At 64.1% G+C, this 14,481-nt stretch carries 19 protein-coding genes; 16 read left to right on the top strand and 3 right to left on the bottom strand.

The features are described from left to right. Positions 1-9: 9 nt before the first annotated feature. Positions 10-1,386 (bottom strand): bifunctional metallophosphatase/5'-nucleotidase, encoded by a 1,377-nt coding sequence (locus ACWUI7_RS07535; protein ID WP_496641601.1) that lies wholly within the window; start codon positions 1,384-1,386, stop codon positions 10-12. Positions 1,387-1,539: 153 nt separating this feature from the next. Here ACWUI7_RS07535 and ACWUI7_RS07530 point away from each other — a divergent pair, with 153 nt between their 5' ends. From ACWUI7_RS07530 to ndk, 9 genes are all read left to right on the top strand, one after another. Further along, a complete protein-coding gene (locus ACWUI7_RS07530; protein WP_496641600.1) occupies positions 1,540-2,811 on the top strand; it encodes an amino acid ABC transporter substrate-binding protein in 1,272 nt (423 codons plus the stop codon). Positions 2,812-2,821: 10 nt separating this feature from the next. Beyond that, a complete protein-coding gene (locus ACWUI7_RS07525) occupies positions 2,822-3,715 on the top strand; it encodes a branched-chain amino acid ABC transporter permease (RefSeq protein WP_496641599.1) in 894 nt (297 codons plus the stop codon). Continuing rightward, complete coding sequence (locus ACWUI7_RS07520; protein ID WP_496641598.1) at positions 3,712-4,743, top strand: branched-chain amino acid ABC transporter permease; 1,032 nt, start codon at positions 3,712-3,714, stop codon at positions 4,741-4,743. Before ACWUI7_RS07525 ends, ACWUI7_RS07520 begins: the two co-directional genes overlap by 4 nt. Next, positions 4,740-5,486 carry an ABC transporter ATP-binding protein gene (locus ACWUI7_RS07515; RefSeq protein ID WP_496641597.1) on the top strand — a complete coding sequence of 249 codons (747 nt, stop codon included), beginning with the start codon at positions 4,740-4,742 and terminating at the stop codon, positions 5,484-5,486. The genes ACWUI7_RS07520 and ACWUI7_RS07515 overlap by 4 nt, the downstream gene beginning before the upstream one ends. After that, positions 5,483-6,205: an ABC transporter ATP-binding protein gene (locus ACWUI7_RS07510; protein WP_496641596.1), complete on the top strand. Its 723-nt coding sequence runs from the start codon at positions 5,483-5,485 to the stop codon at positions 6,203-6,205. Before ACWUI7_RS07515 ends, ACWUI7_RS07510 begins: the two co-directional genes overlap by 4 nt. Positions 6,206-6,458: 253 nt before the next feature. Next, the gene (rpl7ae, locus tag ACWUI7_RS07505; protein ID WP_435160986.1) at positions 6,459-6,821 is read left to right on the top strand and encodes a 50S ribosomal protein L7Ae; all 363 of its coding nucleotides are present in this window, start codon (positions 6,459-6,461) and stop codon (positions 6,819-6,821) included. Positions 6,822-6,827: 6 nt separating this feature from the next. Then, positions 6,828-7,052, top strand: a complete 225-nt coding sequence (locus ACWUI7_RS07500) for a 30S ribosomal protein S28e (RefSeq protein ID WP_435160987.1) — start codon at positions 6,828-6,830, stop codon at positions 7,050-7,052. Position 7,053: 1 nt separating this feature from the next. After that, positions 7,054-7,245, top strand: a complete 192-nt coding sequence (locus ACWUI7_RS07495) for a 50S ribosomal protein L24e (RefSeq protein ID WP_435160988.1) — start codon at positions 7,054-7,056, stop codon at positions 7,243-7,245. Further along, entirely contained in the window at positions 7,242-7,721 is a 480-nt protein-coding gene (gene ndk / locus ACWUI7_RS07490; RefSeq protein WP_496641595.1) for a nucleoside-diphosphate kinase, read from the top strand. Before ACWUI7_RS07495 ends, ndk begins: the two co-directional genes overlap by 4 nt. A gap of 146 nt (positions 7,722-7,867) precedes the next feature. Here ndk and ACWUI7_RS07485 read toward each other — a convergent pair whose 3' ends face one another. Together ACWUI7_RS07485 and ACWUI7_RS07480 are read right to left on the bottom strand one after the other, a co-directional pair. Next, positions 7,868-9,115, bottom strand: a complete 1,248-nt coding sequence (locus tag ACWUI7_RS07485) for a PQQ-binding-like beta-propeller repeat protein (RefSeq protein ID WP_496641594.1) — start codon at positions 9,113-9,115, stop codon at positions 7,868-7,870. Between the two features lie 70 nt (positions 9,116-9,185). Then, a complete protein-coding gene (locus ACWUI7_RS07480) occupies positions 9,186-9,311 on the bottom strand; it encodes a hypothetical protein (protein WP_496641593.1) in 126 nt (41 codons plus the stop codon). An 83-nt stretch (positions 9,312-9,394) separates the two neighbouring features. Between ACWUI7_RS07480 and ACWUI7_RS07475 the strand changes: the two genes are divergently transcribed. The 7 genes from ACWUI7_RS07475 to ACWUI7_RS07445 all read left to right on the top strand — a co-directional run bounded on the left by ACWUI7_RS07475 (position 9,395) and on the right by ACWUI7_RS07445 (position 14,474). Then, positions 9,395-9,901, top strand: a complete 507-nt coding sequence (locus ACWUI7_RS07475) for a P-loop nucleotide/nucleoside kinase family protein (protein ID WP_496641592.1) — start codon at positions 9,395-9,397, stop codon at positions 9,899-9,901. 93 nt (positions 9,902-9,994) lie between these two features. Further along, positions 9,995-10,279, top strand: a complete 285-nt coding sequence (gene eif1A, locus ACWUI7_RS07470; protein WP_496641590.1) for a translation initiation factor eIF-1A — start codon at positions 9,995-9,997, stop codon at positions 10,277-10,279. An 85-nt stretch (positions 10,280-10,364) separates the two neighbouring features. Then, complete coding sequence (locus tag ACWUI7_RS07465) at positions 10,365-10,820, top strand: DUF5814 domain-containing protein (protein ID WP_496641767.1); 456 nt, start codon at positions 10,365-10,367, stop codon at positions 10,818-10,820. A gap of 126 nt (positions 10,821-10,946) precedes the next feature. Beyond that, the gene (locus ACWUI7_RS07460) at positions 10,947-11,843 is read left to right on the top strand and encodes a COX15/CtaA family protein (protein ID WP_496641589.1); all 897 of its coding nucleotides are present in this window, start codon (positions 10,947-10,949) and stop codon (positions 11,841-11,843) included. Between the two features lie 73 nt (positions 11,844-11,916). Beyond that, complete coding sequence (locus tag ACWUI7_RS07455; protein WP_496641588.1) at positions 11,917-12,831, top strand: basic amino acid ABC transporter substrate-binding protein; 915 nt, start codon at positions 11,917-11,919, stop codon at positions 12,829-12,831. A gap of 72 nt (positions 12,832-12,903) precedes the next feature. Then, positions 12,904-13,749 (top strand): amino acid ABC transporter permease, encoded by an 846-nt coding sequence (locus tag ACWUI7_RS07450; RefSeq protein WP_496641766.1) that lies wholly within the window; start codon positions 12,904-12,906, stop codon positions 13,747-13,749. Then, positions 13,746-14,474 (top strand): amino acid ABC transporter ATP-binding protein, encoded by a 729-nt coding sequence (locus tag ACWUI7_RS07445; RefSeq protein WP_496641587.1) that lies wholly within the window; start codon positions 13,746-13,748, stop codon positions 14,472-14,474. The genes ACWUI7_RS07450 and ACWUI7_RS07445 overlap by 4 nt, the downstream gene beginning before the upstream one ends. Positions 14,475-14,481: the final 7 nt, after the last annotated feature.

Raw genomic sequence — 14,481 nt, 5'->3', positions numbered from 1 at the left:
GTCGTCTCCTCACCGACCGCGTCGTTCGATCCGTCCCTCCACCTGTGGGCTGACCCCGTGCTCGCGCGCGAAAGCGGCGAGGACCTCGTACTGGATGTCTCCCTCGCCGACCCGGTGACGCGGTTCGAGCGTCGGAAACTCGTGGTCGGAGTGAAGCAGATACTCAGAGGTGGCGACGGTATACTCAGCCGTCGGATCGATCGGCTCGCCCCCGACGCGTGCCGAGAGAAGCGCTTCGTCGGCTACATCCCAGACCACGCACGCGTTCGAGACGTGCCCGTGCCACCAGTCATCCTCGCCGAAGTCGACGTCAGGCGCGGCCATTTCACGGAGAATCTGTCGAAGCTCGCGGCCCGTGACTGCCGTCTCAACGACCGGCTCTTCGAACGGGATGAGACTGATCAGATCCGCTTTCGTCACCGCGCCAACCCACGGGTCGCCCTGTCTGAGTCCGCCCGCGTTTGAGAGCCCGATGTCGGCGTCGTGTGCCCACCGAAACGCGTCGGCGACGAAGTTGCCGACACGGCACTCACCGCCGTGAACGGTGTCGCTGTCTCGCGGAATCGGCTCGGGGACTCGACCGACGACCTCGCCGAGGTCCGCGGCCGCCATCCGTTCCGTAAGTGCGGCTTCGAGCGGGCCGTGTGGGTCGGCTCCGTCCGGTTCGTGGTGCGTCGCGGTCGCACACCCGTCGGAACCGTCGAGGTCGACCTCGACGACGGCCTCGCCGTTCACACCCGGGCGGACGAGACGCGTGTCGTTGACGCGGTCGTTCCGTCGACTGTGGACGTGTCCGCCGAGGATCGCGTCGACGTCGACGGCCCGTGCCAGCGCCTCGTCGCCGCCCCCGAGGTGTGAGAGGACCACGCGGTACGCCGGTGGTGACGTCGTTCGATCCATCGCCGTGAGCGCCTCCTGCACCGCGGTAATCGGGTCGTCGAACGAGAGCGGGGCGGCCATCGGGTTGAGCGAGTCGGTCGCGGGGTCGGTGACCCCGACGAATCCGACCGTCGAGCCGTCGACCTGGTGGATTGCCCACGGTACGACGTCTTCTGCCTTGCCGAAGGGCCGACCATCCTCGTCGCGGACGTTCGCAGAGAGGAACTGGACCGGTGCGTCGGCGACGAGCTCGCGGAGCGCATCAGGGCCGTAGTCGAACTCGTGATTGCCGAACGTATCGAAGACTGTGTCGGTGGCCGCATAGAAGTCGATCGTTTGCCGGCCGGTCGCGACCAGCGACAGCACGCCCGGCGCGGTCGTGTCGCCGGCGCCGACGACCGCCGCGTCGGGACCATCGAGCGCCCGAATTCGGGCGGCGAGGCGGGCCGCCCGCGCGGGCACGTCGAAGACGTTCTCGATGTCGGCGTAGTGGAGTAGCCGGGGCATACGTCGATCGAGTGTGGGACGGGTAAAAGACGCCGCGATCGGCCCATCTCTGACAGAGATCCCGGATCGCTGCCAGTTGTGTCACGCAGAAAACACGGTTTCTGTCCGTCACATAAACGTTTATTGGGGATACACAGATGCCAACGTGTCACTATGACACATGCGAGAAACAACAGACGGCGGTTCCTGAAGGGAATGGGCGGCGCGGTGGCTGCGGTCGGACTCGCCGGCTGCTCGGGGGGCAGCAGCTCAGGACGCGACTACTTCAAGCTGGGTGCGGTGACGTCACTCTCTGGGGATCTCAGATTTGGCGGGGAAGTCACCCAACGTGGGTACGACCTCTGGGCCGACACGCTCAACGAACAACAGGGCGGGATCGAAGTCGGCGGTGAGACGTACGAGGTACAGATCGAGTACGCGGATGCACAATCGAACCCCTCTGCCGGTGCTGACGCCGCCTCACAGATGGTAAACGACGGCGCCGACGCCGTATTAGGCCCCTACTCCAGTAACGTCACCCTCGCGGTGTGTCCGATTATGGAACAGAATTCGATGCCTCACATCACTGGGAGCGCGGAGTCACCGCAGATCTGGGAGGAGGGTTTCGAGTACAGCTTCGGTACCATTCCGACGGTGAGTATCATCGGCAACGAGGCGGCCACGGCGCTGTTGAACCTCGACCCACAGCCAGAGTCGGTGTACATCACGGCGGTCAACGAACCGTTCTCTGTAGCGACCGGTGAGGCGATGCGCGCGGCGGCCGAAGCAGCCGGTATCACCGTGGAAAACTACGAAGAGTTCCCCCGCAACACCGACTACACCAATGTAGTGAGTGCGGCACAGGACGCCGACCCGGATCTTCACTTCCACGGGGGACACATCGGGAGCCACGTCAACCTCGTCAACGCGGCCGAACAGCTCGGCTACACGCCCGACGGCTTCCTGATGCACTACGGCGTCAACACGGGGTCGTTCAAAGACGGTGCCGGCACACAGGCCCCCCACACCTTCGGTGCGACCGTCTGGATCCCGAGCGTCGAGCGCTCCGGAGGAGTGCTCTTCCATTCCCCGGGCGCCTACGCCGACGCCGCGACGGCCGCGTACGATTCAGCACCGGACTACACACAGGCCGGTTCGACGGCCGCAGGGATCGTCTTCCAAGAGGCGTTCAAAGAGCTTGGCGCAACACCCCCGCTCTCACAGGACGACAAAGACGAGCTCATTAGTATCCTCGAATCGATCGACGTCAGCACCTTCTACGGGGACGTCGCCTTCGAGACGAGCGGCGACTACTACCACAACAACGTCAATACACAGACGTTGCTCGTCCAACTCGGCGGCGAGGGCGCACCGTCGATCGTCGGCCCCGAAGAATCGGCGACGACCGAGGCAACCTACCCCGCTCCAGCGTGGGCGGACCGGTAACGCCTGCGACATGGTCGATATCGGACTATTCACACAGATAGTGATCAACGGGCTCCTGCTCGGTGGAATCTACGTCACGATCGGCGTGGGATTCTCGCTGGCATTCGGGGTCCTCGAGGTGGTCGATTTCGCGGTCGGCGAGTACGTGATGGTCGGGGCGTTTGCGGGTGCAATACTCGCACCGTTGTTTGGCGCTGAGGGGATCTTCGCTATCCCGGTCGTGCTCGTCGCCTTCTTCGCGCTCGGTGCGCTCGTGCAGCCGTTTATTCACCACGTGACGACTGGTGACCGTCCACACCCGTTGCTGATGGGGCTCGTGTTCACCTTCGGGCTCGCGACGTTCCTCCGCGGCTCGGTGCTCACGATCTTTGGTCCAAACAACCGGGACGTGCCGTCCTCGCTTCTCACCGGTGGCGTGAGCGTGCCCGGTGTCGGGACGTTTCCGGTTGTCCGGACTGTGACAGCCGTCTTCGGTGTGTCGGCGCTCGTCGCGTTCATGTACTATCTCTACCGTACGAAAGGTGGGATGGCGATCCGCGCCATCGCCGAAGATCGAACGAACGCGCGGCTGATGGGAATCAATATCAATCGGTATCAGTCGATCGCCTACGGGGCGTACGCCGCGCTCACCGGAAGCGCCGGTGTGTTCATCGGCATGACGTTCACCGCCAACCCCGGGATGGGACTGCAGTACACCGCGTTCGCGTTCTTCATGGTCGTTCTCGCCGGGATGGGATACCTCCCCGGAGTGATCCTCGCGGGTGTCGTCCTCGGGCTGACACAGTCGTTCACCGCGGTGTATGTGAGCGGGAATCTGGTGTTACTCGTCTTGTTCGCAATCATCTACCTCGTCCTGCTTGTGTCTCCGGCAGGCATCTTAGGAAAGGGTGAGTGGGCCACATGACGGGCCCAGTTTCCGTTTTCGACAGGTTGCCCGGCGCTCGTCGCTACTGGTACGCCGGCGTTGGATTGCTGTTGCTCGCGTGGCCGCTGGTGTTCGGGCCCTTCTGGGCACGCATCGGTCTCGGCGCGCTGATGTGGATCGGTCTCGCTCAGTCGTGGAACATGATCGGCGGGTACGCCGGCTACCTCGATTTCGGTCACGGCGCGTACTTCGGGATCGGCGCCTTCGCAGCCGGAGTCGCGATGGCGCAGTTCGGGTACCCGTTCCTCGTCGGCTTCGCGCTCGCAGCCGTCGTCGCAACCGCTGTAGCCGCAGTCGTCGCGATCCCGACACTCCGGCTCACCGGTGCGTACTTCGCGATCGCGACGTGGGCGTTTGCTGAGGCGATCAAACAGACGGCCCTCGTCACCGGGATCACGGGCGGAACGTTTGGACTGAGCCTGCCGCGATCGCCTGACTCGTTCGTCGGTATCGCGGCACCGTTCCCTATCTCGGAGGCATTCTTCTACTACGCGATGCTCACGCTGTGTGTGGGTACGATGGCGCTCACCTACGTCCTCTTCGAACGCCGTGAGTTCGGTTTCCGGGTGAAAGCACTTCGTGACGATCAGGATGCAGCCGAGTCACTCGGCATTGACACGACCCGCGTAAAGCGACAGGTGTACGTGCTCTCGTGTGTGGTGGCGGCGCTCTTCGGCGCGGTCCATGCGTGGTACATCGTCTACATCCACCCGAACGACGTGCTCGCGCCGATAATCACCGATCGGATGGTCATCATGGCGCTTTTGGGTGGCCTCGGGACGCTCACCGGACCCATTGCCGGAGGGCTCTTAGTCTTCCTGTTGGAACGACTCTCGTCGGTGTTCCTCGGCTCGACGACGTTTTATCTCCCGCTCATCGGGACGCTGATCATGCTGACGGTGTTGTTCGCGCCGAGTGGCGTCATCGGCATCCTGCGCGGTGAGGTCGACGCCACCGACGTCCGCGAGAACGTTCGTGCGCTCAGAGAGAGGTTCGATCTCCGATGACCGACGCAATCCTCGAAACCACCGCACTCACGAAGCAATTCGGTGCACTGACCGCTAACGATGCGATCTCGCTGTCGGTCGAACGCGGTGAGATTCGCGGTATCATCGGCCCGAACGGGTCAGGTAAGACGACGTTTTTCAACACCGTCTCGGGGTTTTATGATCCTGACGGCGGGAGCGTCGTCTTTGACGACGAAGACGTCACTGCCTGGGAGCCACACCGGCTCGCCAGACGCGGACTCGGGCGGACGTTTCAGATCGTCTCTCCGTTCAAAAATATGACCGTTAGACAAAACATGCTCGCGGTCCAGACGGAGGGGGGTCGCTCGCGCGAAGAAAAGCAAGCCCGTGCCGAAGAGATCCTCGCATTTCTCGAGATCGATCACATCGCCGACAACCAGGCCCGCGGGATGTCCGGCGGCCAACAGAAACTGCTCGAACTCGGTCGGGTGTTGATGCTCGATCCGGCACTCGTGATGCTTGATGAACCCGCGGCAGGCGTCAATCCTGCACTCGAATCGCGGATCATGGACCACATCCACGAGCTGAACGACCGCGGGACCACATTCGTCGTCATCGAACACGACATGCACGTAATGCGAACACTCGCAGATACGGTGTCCGTCTTCGACGCCGGCACACATATCGCCGAAGGCGACTTCGAGACGGTCTCGGCTGATCCCGCGGTTCGTGAGGCATACCTCGGCGGAACGACCGCCGAAGACGACGAGGTGCCAATATGAGCCGCGAGGACGTTCCGACGCTCTCGGCAACCGCCGTCGAAGCGGGGTACGACCGCCATCAGGTGCTCCATGGCATCTCTTTCGAGAGTCGCGACGGCGTGACGTGCATCTTCGGGCCGAACGGGTCCGGGAAGTCGACGTTCATGAAGACGTTAAACGGCGTCGTCTCGGTGTGGGACGGCAACATCACATACGGTGACGTCGACCTTACCGAGGTGCCACCGGAGTCGATAGTCACTCACGGCATTGCAACGCTCCCGCAGGGTGGCGGTATCTTCGGGAGCCTCACCGTTGAAGAGAACCTGCAGATCGGCGCGTTCACCGTCGACGACGACGCGATCACTGCTGAGCGTCGCGAAACTGTCCTCGAGGTATTCCCGGCGCTCGAGGCAAAACTCGGCCAGCAGGCCCGTGACCTCTCTGGTGGACAACAGATGATGGTGAGCCTCGGCCGCGCGATGATGACCGGCGCAGACACGTTCCTGCTCGATGAGCCTTCGGCGGGGCTCGCACCGAAGCTCGTCGACGACGCGTTCGGGCTGATAGAACGGCTCGTCGATACGGGTGCTCAGGTCGTCTTGATAGAACAGAACGTGCGCGCCGCACTCAGGCTCGCCGACTACGTCTACATCCTCGCCGAGGGTGAGGTGCAGTTCCACGGTCCGCCGTCCGAACTCTCCGAAGAAGAAGCGCTGATGGAGCTGTACCTCGGCTTGTGATCCACGAGACGGCTATGGAGTAGTCGCACAGACGATCGGCCGGTGATCGGGTCCGTGCGTGCCGCCATGCGGCCGGTTTGGCTCGCTCACTGTGCGGCCGTCACACACCCGTGGGGCGGTTTGAAAGCGCTTTTATGCTGCCCAGCAGTACCACGGTGTACACCCTCTGTGGGGTCGATGATGTGCTGTTCCGACAGGGACCGGCCACGGGACGGACACGCGAGCTCACACGGAGGACACAGGTGACACACGCATGCCAGTTTACGTAGACTACGACACCCCAGCCGACCTCGCCGAGCGATCGCTCGAGGCGTTCGAGGTCGCCCGAGACACCGGAACCGTCAAGAAAGGAACCAACGAGACCACGAAGGCCATCGAGCGCGGCAACGCCAAGCTCGTCCTCGTCGCCGAGGACGTCTCGCCCGAAGAGATCGTGATGCACCTCCCCGAACTCGCCGAGGAGAAGGGCATCCCGGTCGTCTTCGTCGACACCCAAGACGAGGTCGGCCACGCCGCGGGCCTCGAGGTCGGCTCCGCCGCCGCCGCGGTCGTTGACGCCGGTGACGCCGTCGACGACGTCGACGACATCGGCGAGAAGGTCGCGGAGCTCCGATAACCACCCATGAGCGCAGAAGAGGGTGCCAGCGACTCGACCACCGCCGAGGTGATCGAGGTCGTCGGCAAGACCGGGATGCACGGCGAGGCCATGCAGGTCAAGTGCCGCATTCAGGAGGGATCGAACCAGGGACGGATCATCACGCGAAACGTCTTAGGTCCGGTGCGGCTGGGCGACGTGCTCCAGCTGCGTGAGACCCAGCGCGACGCCGACGCCATCGGCGGGAGATAATATGGTCGAGACACGCACCTGCGACTACACCGGTGAAGAGATCGAGCCCGGAACGGGCACGATGTACGTGAAGACGAACGGCCAGATCCTCCACTTTGTCGACTCGAAGGCGGAGAAGAACTACTTCCTCGGTCGTGAGGCACGCGACCTTGAGTGGACCGAGGAGGGGCGTGCCGAAGGAGGCGAGCAGTGAGCCACCACGACGAGCGCACGTTCGTCATGGTCAAACCGGACGGCGTCCAGCGTGGCCTCATCGGTGAGGTCGTCTCGCGGTTCGAAGCGCGCGGACTGAAGCTCGTCGCCGGCAAGCTCACACAGATCGACGAGGAGCTGGCACACGAACACTACGGTGAACACGCTGACAAGCCGTTTTTCCACGGCCTCGTCGAGTTCATCACCAGCGGTCCCGTCTTCGCGATGGTGTGGGAAGGCGCGGACGCGACCCGCCAGGTTCGGTCGATGGTCGGTGAGACCGACCCCGCCGAGTCCGCACCCGGGACGATCCGTGGTGACTTCGGGCTTGACCTCGGCCACAACGTGATCCACGCCTCAGACCACGAAGACGAGGGCGCAAACGAGCGCGAGATCGACCTCTTTTTCCAGGGGGACGAGCTCGTCGACTACGATCTCGACACCGCGACGTGGGTGTACGAGGACGAGTCGCACTGACGGCTCAACGCTTTTAATTGTCGGGCGACGGCTGCCTAGCGGCGCCGCATTTTACACACCACATTTCCGGTGAAACCCCGCGCTCACTCGAGCCCTAGTTACGGAAAGCCAAGAAGAACGCCTCGCGCCTCACCGCGGGGAGGATGTCAAGATGAGAGGACGGACACGCGGCCCGTCTCATCGACCATCACCACTTCGTCGGTGCCGTCCCCATCGGTGTCGGCAAACAGCGGCCCGGCGTAAACAACCGGTGTGCCGTCTGTTCCGTCGAGGCCGCCGCGAAGCACCGGCTCGCCGTTTCGGTTGAGCCCGAGCAGCGCGCCCTGGCGGTTCACGGCGACGACCTCGGGCGTCCCGTCGTTCGTGACGTCGCCGACTCCCGGTGCGTTCACACGGGTTTCTCCACCGTACTGTTGTTTCCACACCACCTCTCCATCGAGGAGATCAACGGCCCAGACGCTGCCGACGCCTCCGACGAGCACGCGCCCGGCGTCGAGCCCGCCGACGGCGACCGGGCGGTCTTGGAGCCCAACCTCATAGCGCGTCGACCCGTCGGCGACGTCGATCGCCTCGAGGTTACCGTTCGCTCCGCCGAGTGCGATCACGGGGCCGCGACGGGTCGATGCGGCGGTCCAGCTCACCAGCGTTACCGCAGGCGTTCGCTCCCACAGTGGCGTCCCCGCCGCATCGAACAGGGTGACTGCTCCGGTATCGCCTCCAGCCGTCGAGACCGCAATACCTCCCGCGATACCCGTTTCGCGGCCGTCGGGGTCCGGGTTGGGCCCGACGATCAGCGGTCGGCGCTCGACGCTGCCGTCGACGGTCGCCTCAAACTGTCGGCTGCCGTCGGCGCCGACTACAACAATCCGACCGTCGGTCGTCGCGGCGGCGACGACGTTCGTGTCGTCACCAGTTGGGTCACCGATCGCCGGCGTGACACCGCTCGATCCGCCTAAATCGACCGTGAATCGCTCGCTGCCATCGGCGGCGTTGCGAACGACGAGTCGGCCGTCTTCGGTGGTCGTCGCGACGACTGGATTGCCGTCGAGTTGACCGGTTGTGACGCCGCCGCTGGGCGCTCGGGCGGCGCCGCTCGCCTCGGGAGTCGCCTGGGCCGTGACCGCTCTCGTCCACTGCGTCCCGACGCCCGGCGCTACGGCGCGGATACCGTGGGTGCCGTTCACCATCGCTGGCTGCACGAGCAGCGTTGAGCCGTCGACGTCGACGCTTGCCGTCCCGGTGCCGTCGTCCCCAGAGACGGCGTCTGACTCCCAGACGACCGATGCCTCTGCGGTCGCGCCGTCGACTCCGACGAACGCGAAGACGGCGACGCCGACACCGGTGGCGCCGCCGGCGAACAGTACGAGCGCCGCGAGCAACACGCGCCGATCCATGCCAGTAGGTGTGTTGGGAGGGTGATACCCCTGTCGGATGTGGTCTCTGTGGTCGGTCGAGGCCGGTGGCTCAGAGCGCGAGACCGATCGCCTGGATGATGAAGCCGAGCGCGAAGACGGCGATCAGCGCGATGGTCGCGATGACGACGATCGGCGAGAGCTGTTCTGGCTGCTGTTCGAACGAGAGTGTGTCCATGCGCGAGCTACGGCAAGTCGACGGTTGAACGCTTCGCTCTCGGGTAGCAAGCTTGATGTGTGTCTCGGCGAACCCCCAGATGAATGAGTGTGACCGACGCAGGCACCCTCGTCGTCGTCTGCGGGCTTCCCGGCGTGGGAAAGAGCACCGTCGCCAGACAGGTTGCCGAGCAAATCGACGCCACGGTAGTGCGGAGTGACGCGGTTCGAAAGTCGCTGTACGCAGATCCGACGTACTCGGCCGAGGAGACGGCGTCGGTGTACGACGCGCTCTTGTCGCGCGCCGAGAACCGGCTCGACCGTGGGGAATCAGTCGTACTCGACGCCACGTTCGCTGACGCTCGGTTTCGGACGGCTGCGGTCGAGTTGGGCGCTGAGGCTGCGGCGGAGAGCACCCTCGTGTGCGTCGAGTGCGACCAGGCGGTCGCAGAGCGCCGAATCCGGGAGCGCGACGGCATAAGCGACGCAGACGTCGACGTCTACCGACAGTTTGCCGAGGCGTTCGATCCAGTTGAGTTAGACGCCGTCGTCGTCGATAATTCTGGTGACGAGCGCGAGACGGCTACACAGGTCGACGCGCACTTTGCTTGAGCCGGTGTGACCGGTCCCAACGAGTGCCCTGCCGGTTCCTCGGCTGCTCGTCGTCTCCAATCACTTATACCTGCGTGTCCTGTATCGTTCGGTGTGAGCGAAAACTCAGGGCGTCGGAACCTCCGAATGCCCTCCGATGACGAAGTGTTCGCCGTGGTGACAGAGCACCTGGGTGGGAACCACGTCCGCCTCCGCTGTGTCGACGGCGAAGAGCGACTGGGTCGGATTCCCGGTCGGATGAAGTACCGTACGTGGATAAACGAGGGAGACATCGTCATCGCGGAGCCGTGGGACTGGCAAGACGAGAAAGCGAACGTCGAGTGGCGGTACACCGACGACCAAGCTGACCAGCTCCGCCGCGAAGGCCACATCCAATAGCGACCTGTCGCGAATCACCGCGTCGACGCTTCAGTGAGTGGTACCGCGCTCCTTTTGAGCGATGCGGACGTACCGCCTCTCAATCGTGGCGTTCACCGACAAAATATACGTGAAGAACCACCGCCAGCTCGCCGCACAGCTGGAGACGAGTCTCCCGAAGGGGGCGTTTGCCGGGGCGACGCTCGACCTGCTGTTCACCGGCGACGAGCTCGCTGGGCTCGACGCCGCCACGCGTGACCGGGTGTTGGACTTCGCCGAGGATTTCCTCGACTGTGACTGTCAGTCGAGCCCGTACTGCGGCTGTCCAGAAGAGAAGTTCATCCGCTACGTACTCGAGTTGCGAGCGGAGGGTCTCGGCCCGCAAGCCATTGTCGACGTGATGACCGACGAGTACATGGTGTACGCCTACACCGGCGACGTGCGGTCGTTCCTCGACGACGCCGTTCGCCAGTTAGAGGCCGTCGAGACGCTCGCAGACGTCGAGGATCGCACGGAGATGGCGGAACGAGCACGCCGGGCACGCCGTGAGTTGACCGGGTGAGCGCGGTCGGGTGACCGCGTGTCCGGTGTCGGATGCGTGGTTCGATTGCCGGGTACTTCGCGTGTCGTAGCCCCGTGACCTGGCGTGTTCGAACGGTCTAAGTATGCGCGTACCGTGCTCCCGACAATGAGTCTTCGACCCTCGTGGCTGACGTTCCGTCGGTACGCGGCGGCGACGACGGGGATGACGCTGTCGCTTTTCGCACTCGGCGTGTACACCGCGGCGACGGGCTCTGGCCTCGCGTGTCAGGCCCAGTGGCCGCTGTGTTCTGACCAGCTCATCCCGACGCTCGCGATCAACCCCGACTTCATCGAGTGGTTCCATCGCGTTTGGGCGATGGTCACCGGCTTCCTGATCCTCGGTGTCGGCGCCTGGAGCTGGTTCGGGTCGTTCGACCGTCGAACGCGACTGGCCGCAACGCTCGCAGTTGCAATCCTCCCGATACAGATCACCGTCGGTGCCATCACCGTCACGGTCGGCGGGCTCGTCCCCGGTGGATACACGGTCTCGACGCACGCCGCACACCTGACCGTCGCGCTCTGTATCTTCACGCTCCTCGGACTCGCGACCATGTGGGGCGGTCGACGTGGCGGCTCCGCCCGGTTGCTCCGTGTGGCGTTCGGCGTCGCGCTCGCTGGTATCCTCGTGAGCACGCTCTTTTCGCGGGCAGTCCCGATTCTCACCTACGCACCAGGCGCACAGGCGGCGTTTTATCTCGCTGGCTTGAGCGCACACCTCGGGTTCGTCGCCGCGCTCGTCTCCACCACCGAGGCGATGAACGGGACTGGGGCTGGGATCCACGCGTCGACGGCGCAGGCGGTTCGGCGGCTCACCGCTGGTGCGACCGGTGCATTCGTTGTGACGCTATTGCTCGGACGTGACTGGGTGTTGTACACCGCGACGTGGCAGTGGGTGAATCTCATCGCGCTCGGCGCCGCCTTCGTGCTCGCTGCGACCGCGGCGTGGCTCGTCTGGGGGGCCGACACGGCTCGGCGTCACTCGACGGCCACACAAAGCGACTGAGTCTCATCGCAACCCTCGCCGCGACCGGTCGCTGCTTGATAAGTCTTAAACCGTAATCGCCCTTCCTGTGGGTATGCCTACCGATAGACGCGTGAATCGGCGACAGTACCTAACGACGCTTGGCGCGGGCGGCGCCGTCGCACTTGCCGGCTGTTCTGGCGGAAGCGAGGGTGGGTCCGACGGTAGCGAGAGTAGCTCCGAGAGCGGCGACGAGAGCGGGTCGGGCGAGGAGGAGACGATGACGGCCGAAGAGGACTCCGCAGAGAGCCAGGAGACGGTCACGATCGGCTCGGATATCCCGTACGCTCCGTTCGAGTACCGCAACGAGGCGGGTGAGCTCGTCGGCTTTGATGTCGACATTGCGGAGGCAGTCTTTGCGGGTGAACTCGGCCTCGAGTACGAGTTCCAGGAAACAGCCTTCGACGGCATCATCGCCTCGTTGAACAACGCCAACTTTCGGATCATCATGAGCGCGATGACGATCAACGAGACGCGGGCGGAAGAGGTCGACTTCTCTGACCCGTACTTCACCGCCTACCAGACGGTGTTAGTCCTTGACGACGGCGAGATAACCGAGCGTGCGGACCTACGCGGTGTCGACGTTGGCGTTCAGCGTGGCACGACAGGAGAGGCGGCAGCCGAGGACCTCCAAGCCGAGTTCGACGGCGAACTCGGCATCGAGAGCTACGATCAGATCACGGGTGCGTTCGACGCACTGCTCAACAACCAGGTGTCGGCCGTCATCAACGACAACACGGTGAGCGCGGAGTTCGCCGCCGAAAACGACGGTGTGGTGTTCCTCGAGGGCGACGGCGTCGCCGCCGACCGCGAAAACGCCCCCGACTACCTCACGCTCACGATCGAAGAGTACGGGATCGCCTTCCGGCAGGACGACGACGGGTTCCGCGAGGAGGTCAATGGGGCGCTCGCGGCGATCCGTGAAGACGGCACGTACGACGAAATATACGGCGAGTACTTCGAGGGCTAAGCACCCACACCAGCCGTCGTACCACCCATGGCGACACAGACCGACACCGACACGCAATCCGGCGGCGTCCTGATGCGCGATCGGCTCGTCAGGCGCGTCGGCGAGCTTGCAGCCGGCAGCTTCGTCCTCGCGATTGGCGGCCTGCTCGTCTGGATCGTCACCACACAGGTGAACTTCCGATTGCTCGCCTCACCGCTTATCGCCGGGCGATTCTTCGAGGCGTTCCTCCTCGTTGTACGAATCGTGGTGATATCCAGTGTCCTCTCGGTGACAGCCGGTATGTTCGTCGGGTTGGGCCGCATCTCGACGTCACCAATTACCGGCCGAATCGCGACGGGATACATCGAGTTCTTCCGTGGCACCCCACTGTTGTTCCAGCTGTTCGTGATCTACTTCGGCGTCCCGCGACTGTGGGCGACCGGCGAGTTTCCGTTTCAAGACTGGGCGGTGCCGGCAGCGATCATCGGGTTGACCCTGAACCACGCCGCGTACGTCGGTGAGGCGATCCGCGGTGGCATCGACGCCGTCCCGGACGGACAGATGGAGGCCGCACGCTCGCTCGGAATGTCTCGAGTGATGGCGCTGCGGGCGGTCGTGTTGCCACAGGCGTGGCGTAACGCCTTAGCCGCCATCGGCAACGACCAGATCATCCTCGTAAAGGACACCTCACTGCTCACGGTCATCGCGGTACCAGAGATCATGAGTGTCTTCCGGAACATCAACAGCAATCAGCTCGACCCGTGGACCCCGCTGGTATGGGTCTGCGTGCTGTATCTCGCGATTACGATGTCGATGAGCCAGTTCGTCGACGGGCTTGAGCGACGATCGAACTGGGGCTCGGACGACGGCATGTTCGGCCGACTCTCGCGGTTCTCGCCGGGGGGCACTGACGACGCCGACGGGGGCCAAGAGCGATGAGTGACCCGCTCGTCACGTTCGATGGGGTCGACAAGTACTTCGGCAAGACGCAGGTGCTCCGCGACATCGACCTCGCGATCGACGAGCGGGAGGTCGTCGTCGTCATCGGGCCCTCCGGCTCGGGGAAGTCGACGCTACTTCGGTGTGTAAACCGGCTCGAGACGATACAGTCGGGCGACATTCAGATTGACGGCCAATCGGTCCTCGATGCCGACGTGAACGAGGTTCGCCAGCGCGTCGGCATGGTGTTTCAGTCGTTCAACCTCTTTCCACACAAGACGGCCGTAGAAAACGTCGCACTCGCGCCGACGCGGGTGAAAGGACTCTCTGCAGAGACGGCCGAGGAGCGAGCACACGATCTGCTCGACCGTGTCGGGCTCGCCGACCAGATCGACTCGTATCCGGAGGCGCTCTCCGGCGGCCAACAACAGCGGGTCGCGATCGCGCGGGCGCTCGCCATGGAGCCGACCGTGATGCTGTTCGATGAGGTGACGAGTGCGCTCGATCCCGAGTTGGTCGGTGAGGTCCTCGATGTTATCGAGGGGCTCGCCACAGAGGGAATGACGATGTTGCTCGTGACCCACGAGATGGGCTTTGCCCGCGAGGTCGGCGACCGCATCGTCCTCATGGCAGACGGCCGTATCGTCGAACGCACGCCGACGACGGACTTCTTCAAAGAACCTGACACCGAGCGCGGCCGACAGTTCCTCTCACGGCTGTTGTGAACGGGTG

Source organism: Halorubrum orientale (assembly GCF_059623105.1).
The sequence above is the reverse complement of the archived record's forward strand: the minus strand, read 5'-3'. Positions and strand labels throughout refer to the sequence as shown.

What these genes read in the sequence shown, in the direction of transcription:
- ACWUI7_RS07475 (WP_496641592.1), top strand. Translation starts at nt 9,395, where the DNA reads ATGAGTGTGACCGACGCAGGCACCCTCGTCGTCGTCTGCGGGCTTCCC.
- ACWUI7_RS07535 (WP_496641601.1), bottom strand. Translation starts at nt 1,386, where the DNA reads ATGCCCCGGCTACTCCACTACGCCGACATCGAGAACGTCTTCGACGTG.
- ACWUI7_RS07525 (WP_496641599.1), top strand. Translation starts at nt 2,822, where the DNA reads ATGGTCGATATCGGACTATTCACACAGATAGTGATCAACGGGCTCCTG.
- ACWUI7_RS07530 (WP_496641600.1), top strand. Translation starts at nt 1,540, where the DNA reads ATGACACATGCGAGAAACAACAGACGGCGGTTCCTGAAGGGAATGGGC.
- ACWUI7_RS07460 (WP_496641589.1), top strand. Translation starts at nt 10,947, where the DNA reads ATGAGTCTTCGACCCTCGTGGCTGACGTTCCGTCGGTACGCGGCGGCG.
- ACWUI7_RS07480 (WP_496641593.1), bottom strand. Translation starts at nt 9,311, where the DNA reads ATGGACACACTCTCGTTCGAACAGCAGCCAGAACAGCTCTCGCCGATC.
- ACWUI7_RS07450 (WP_496641766.1), top strand. Translation starts at nt 12,904, where the DNA reads ATGCGCGATCGGCTCGTCAGGCGCGTCGGCGAGCTTGCAGCCGGCAGC.
- ACWUI7_RS07485 (WP_496641594.1), bottom strand. Translation starts at nt 9,115, where the DNA reads ATGGATCGGCGCGTGTTGCTCGCGGCGCTCGTACTGTTCGCCGGCGGC.
- rpl7ae (WP_435160986.1), top strand. Translation starts at nt 6,459, where the DNA reads ATGCCAGTTTACGTAGACTACGACACCCCAGCCGACCTCGCCGAGCGA.
- ACWUI7_RS07495 (WP_435160988.1), top strand. Translation starts at nt 7,054, where the DNA reads ATGGTCGAGACACGCACCTGCGACTACACCGGTGAAGAGATCGAGCCC.
- ACWUI7_RS07500 (WP_435160987.1), top strand. Translation starts at nt 6,828, where the DNA reads ATGAGCGCAGAAGAGGGTGCCAGCGACTCGACCACCGCCGAGGTGATC.
- ACWUI7_RS07445 (WP_496641587.1), top strand. Translation starts at nt 13,746, where the DNA reads ATGAGTGACCCGCTCGTCACGTTCGATGGGGTCGACAAGTACTTCGGC.
- ACWUI7_RS07510 (WP_496641596.1), top strand. Translation starts at nt 5,483, where the DNA reads ATGAGCCGCGAGGACGTTCCGACGCTCTCGGCAACCGCCGTCGAAGCG.
- ACWUI7_RS07515 (WP_496641597.1), top strand. Translation starts at nt 4,740, where the DNA reads ATGACCGACGCAATCCTCGAAACCACCGCACTCACGAAGCAATTCGGT.
- ACWUI7_RS07520 (WP_496641598.1), top strand. Translation starts at nt 3,712, where the DNA reads ATGACGGGCCCAGTTTCCGTTTTCGACAGGTTGCCCGGCGCTCGTCGC.
- ACWUI7_RS07455 (WP_496641588.1), top strand. Translation starts at nt 11,917, where the DNA reads ATGCCTACCGATAGACGCGTGAATCGGCGACAGTACCTAACGACGCTT.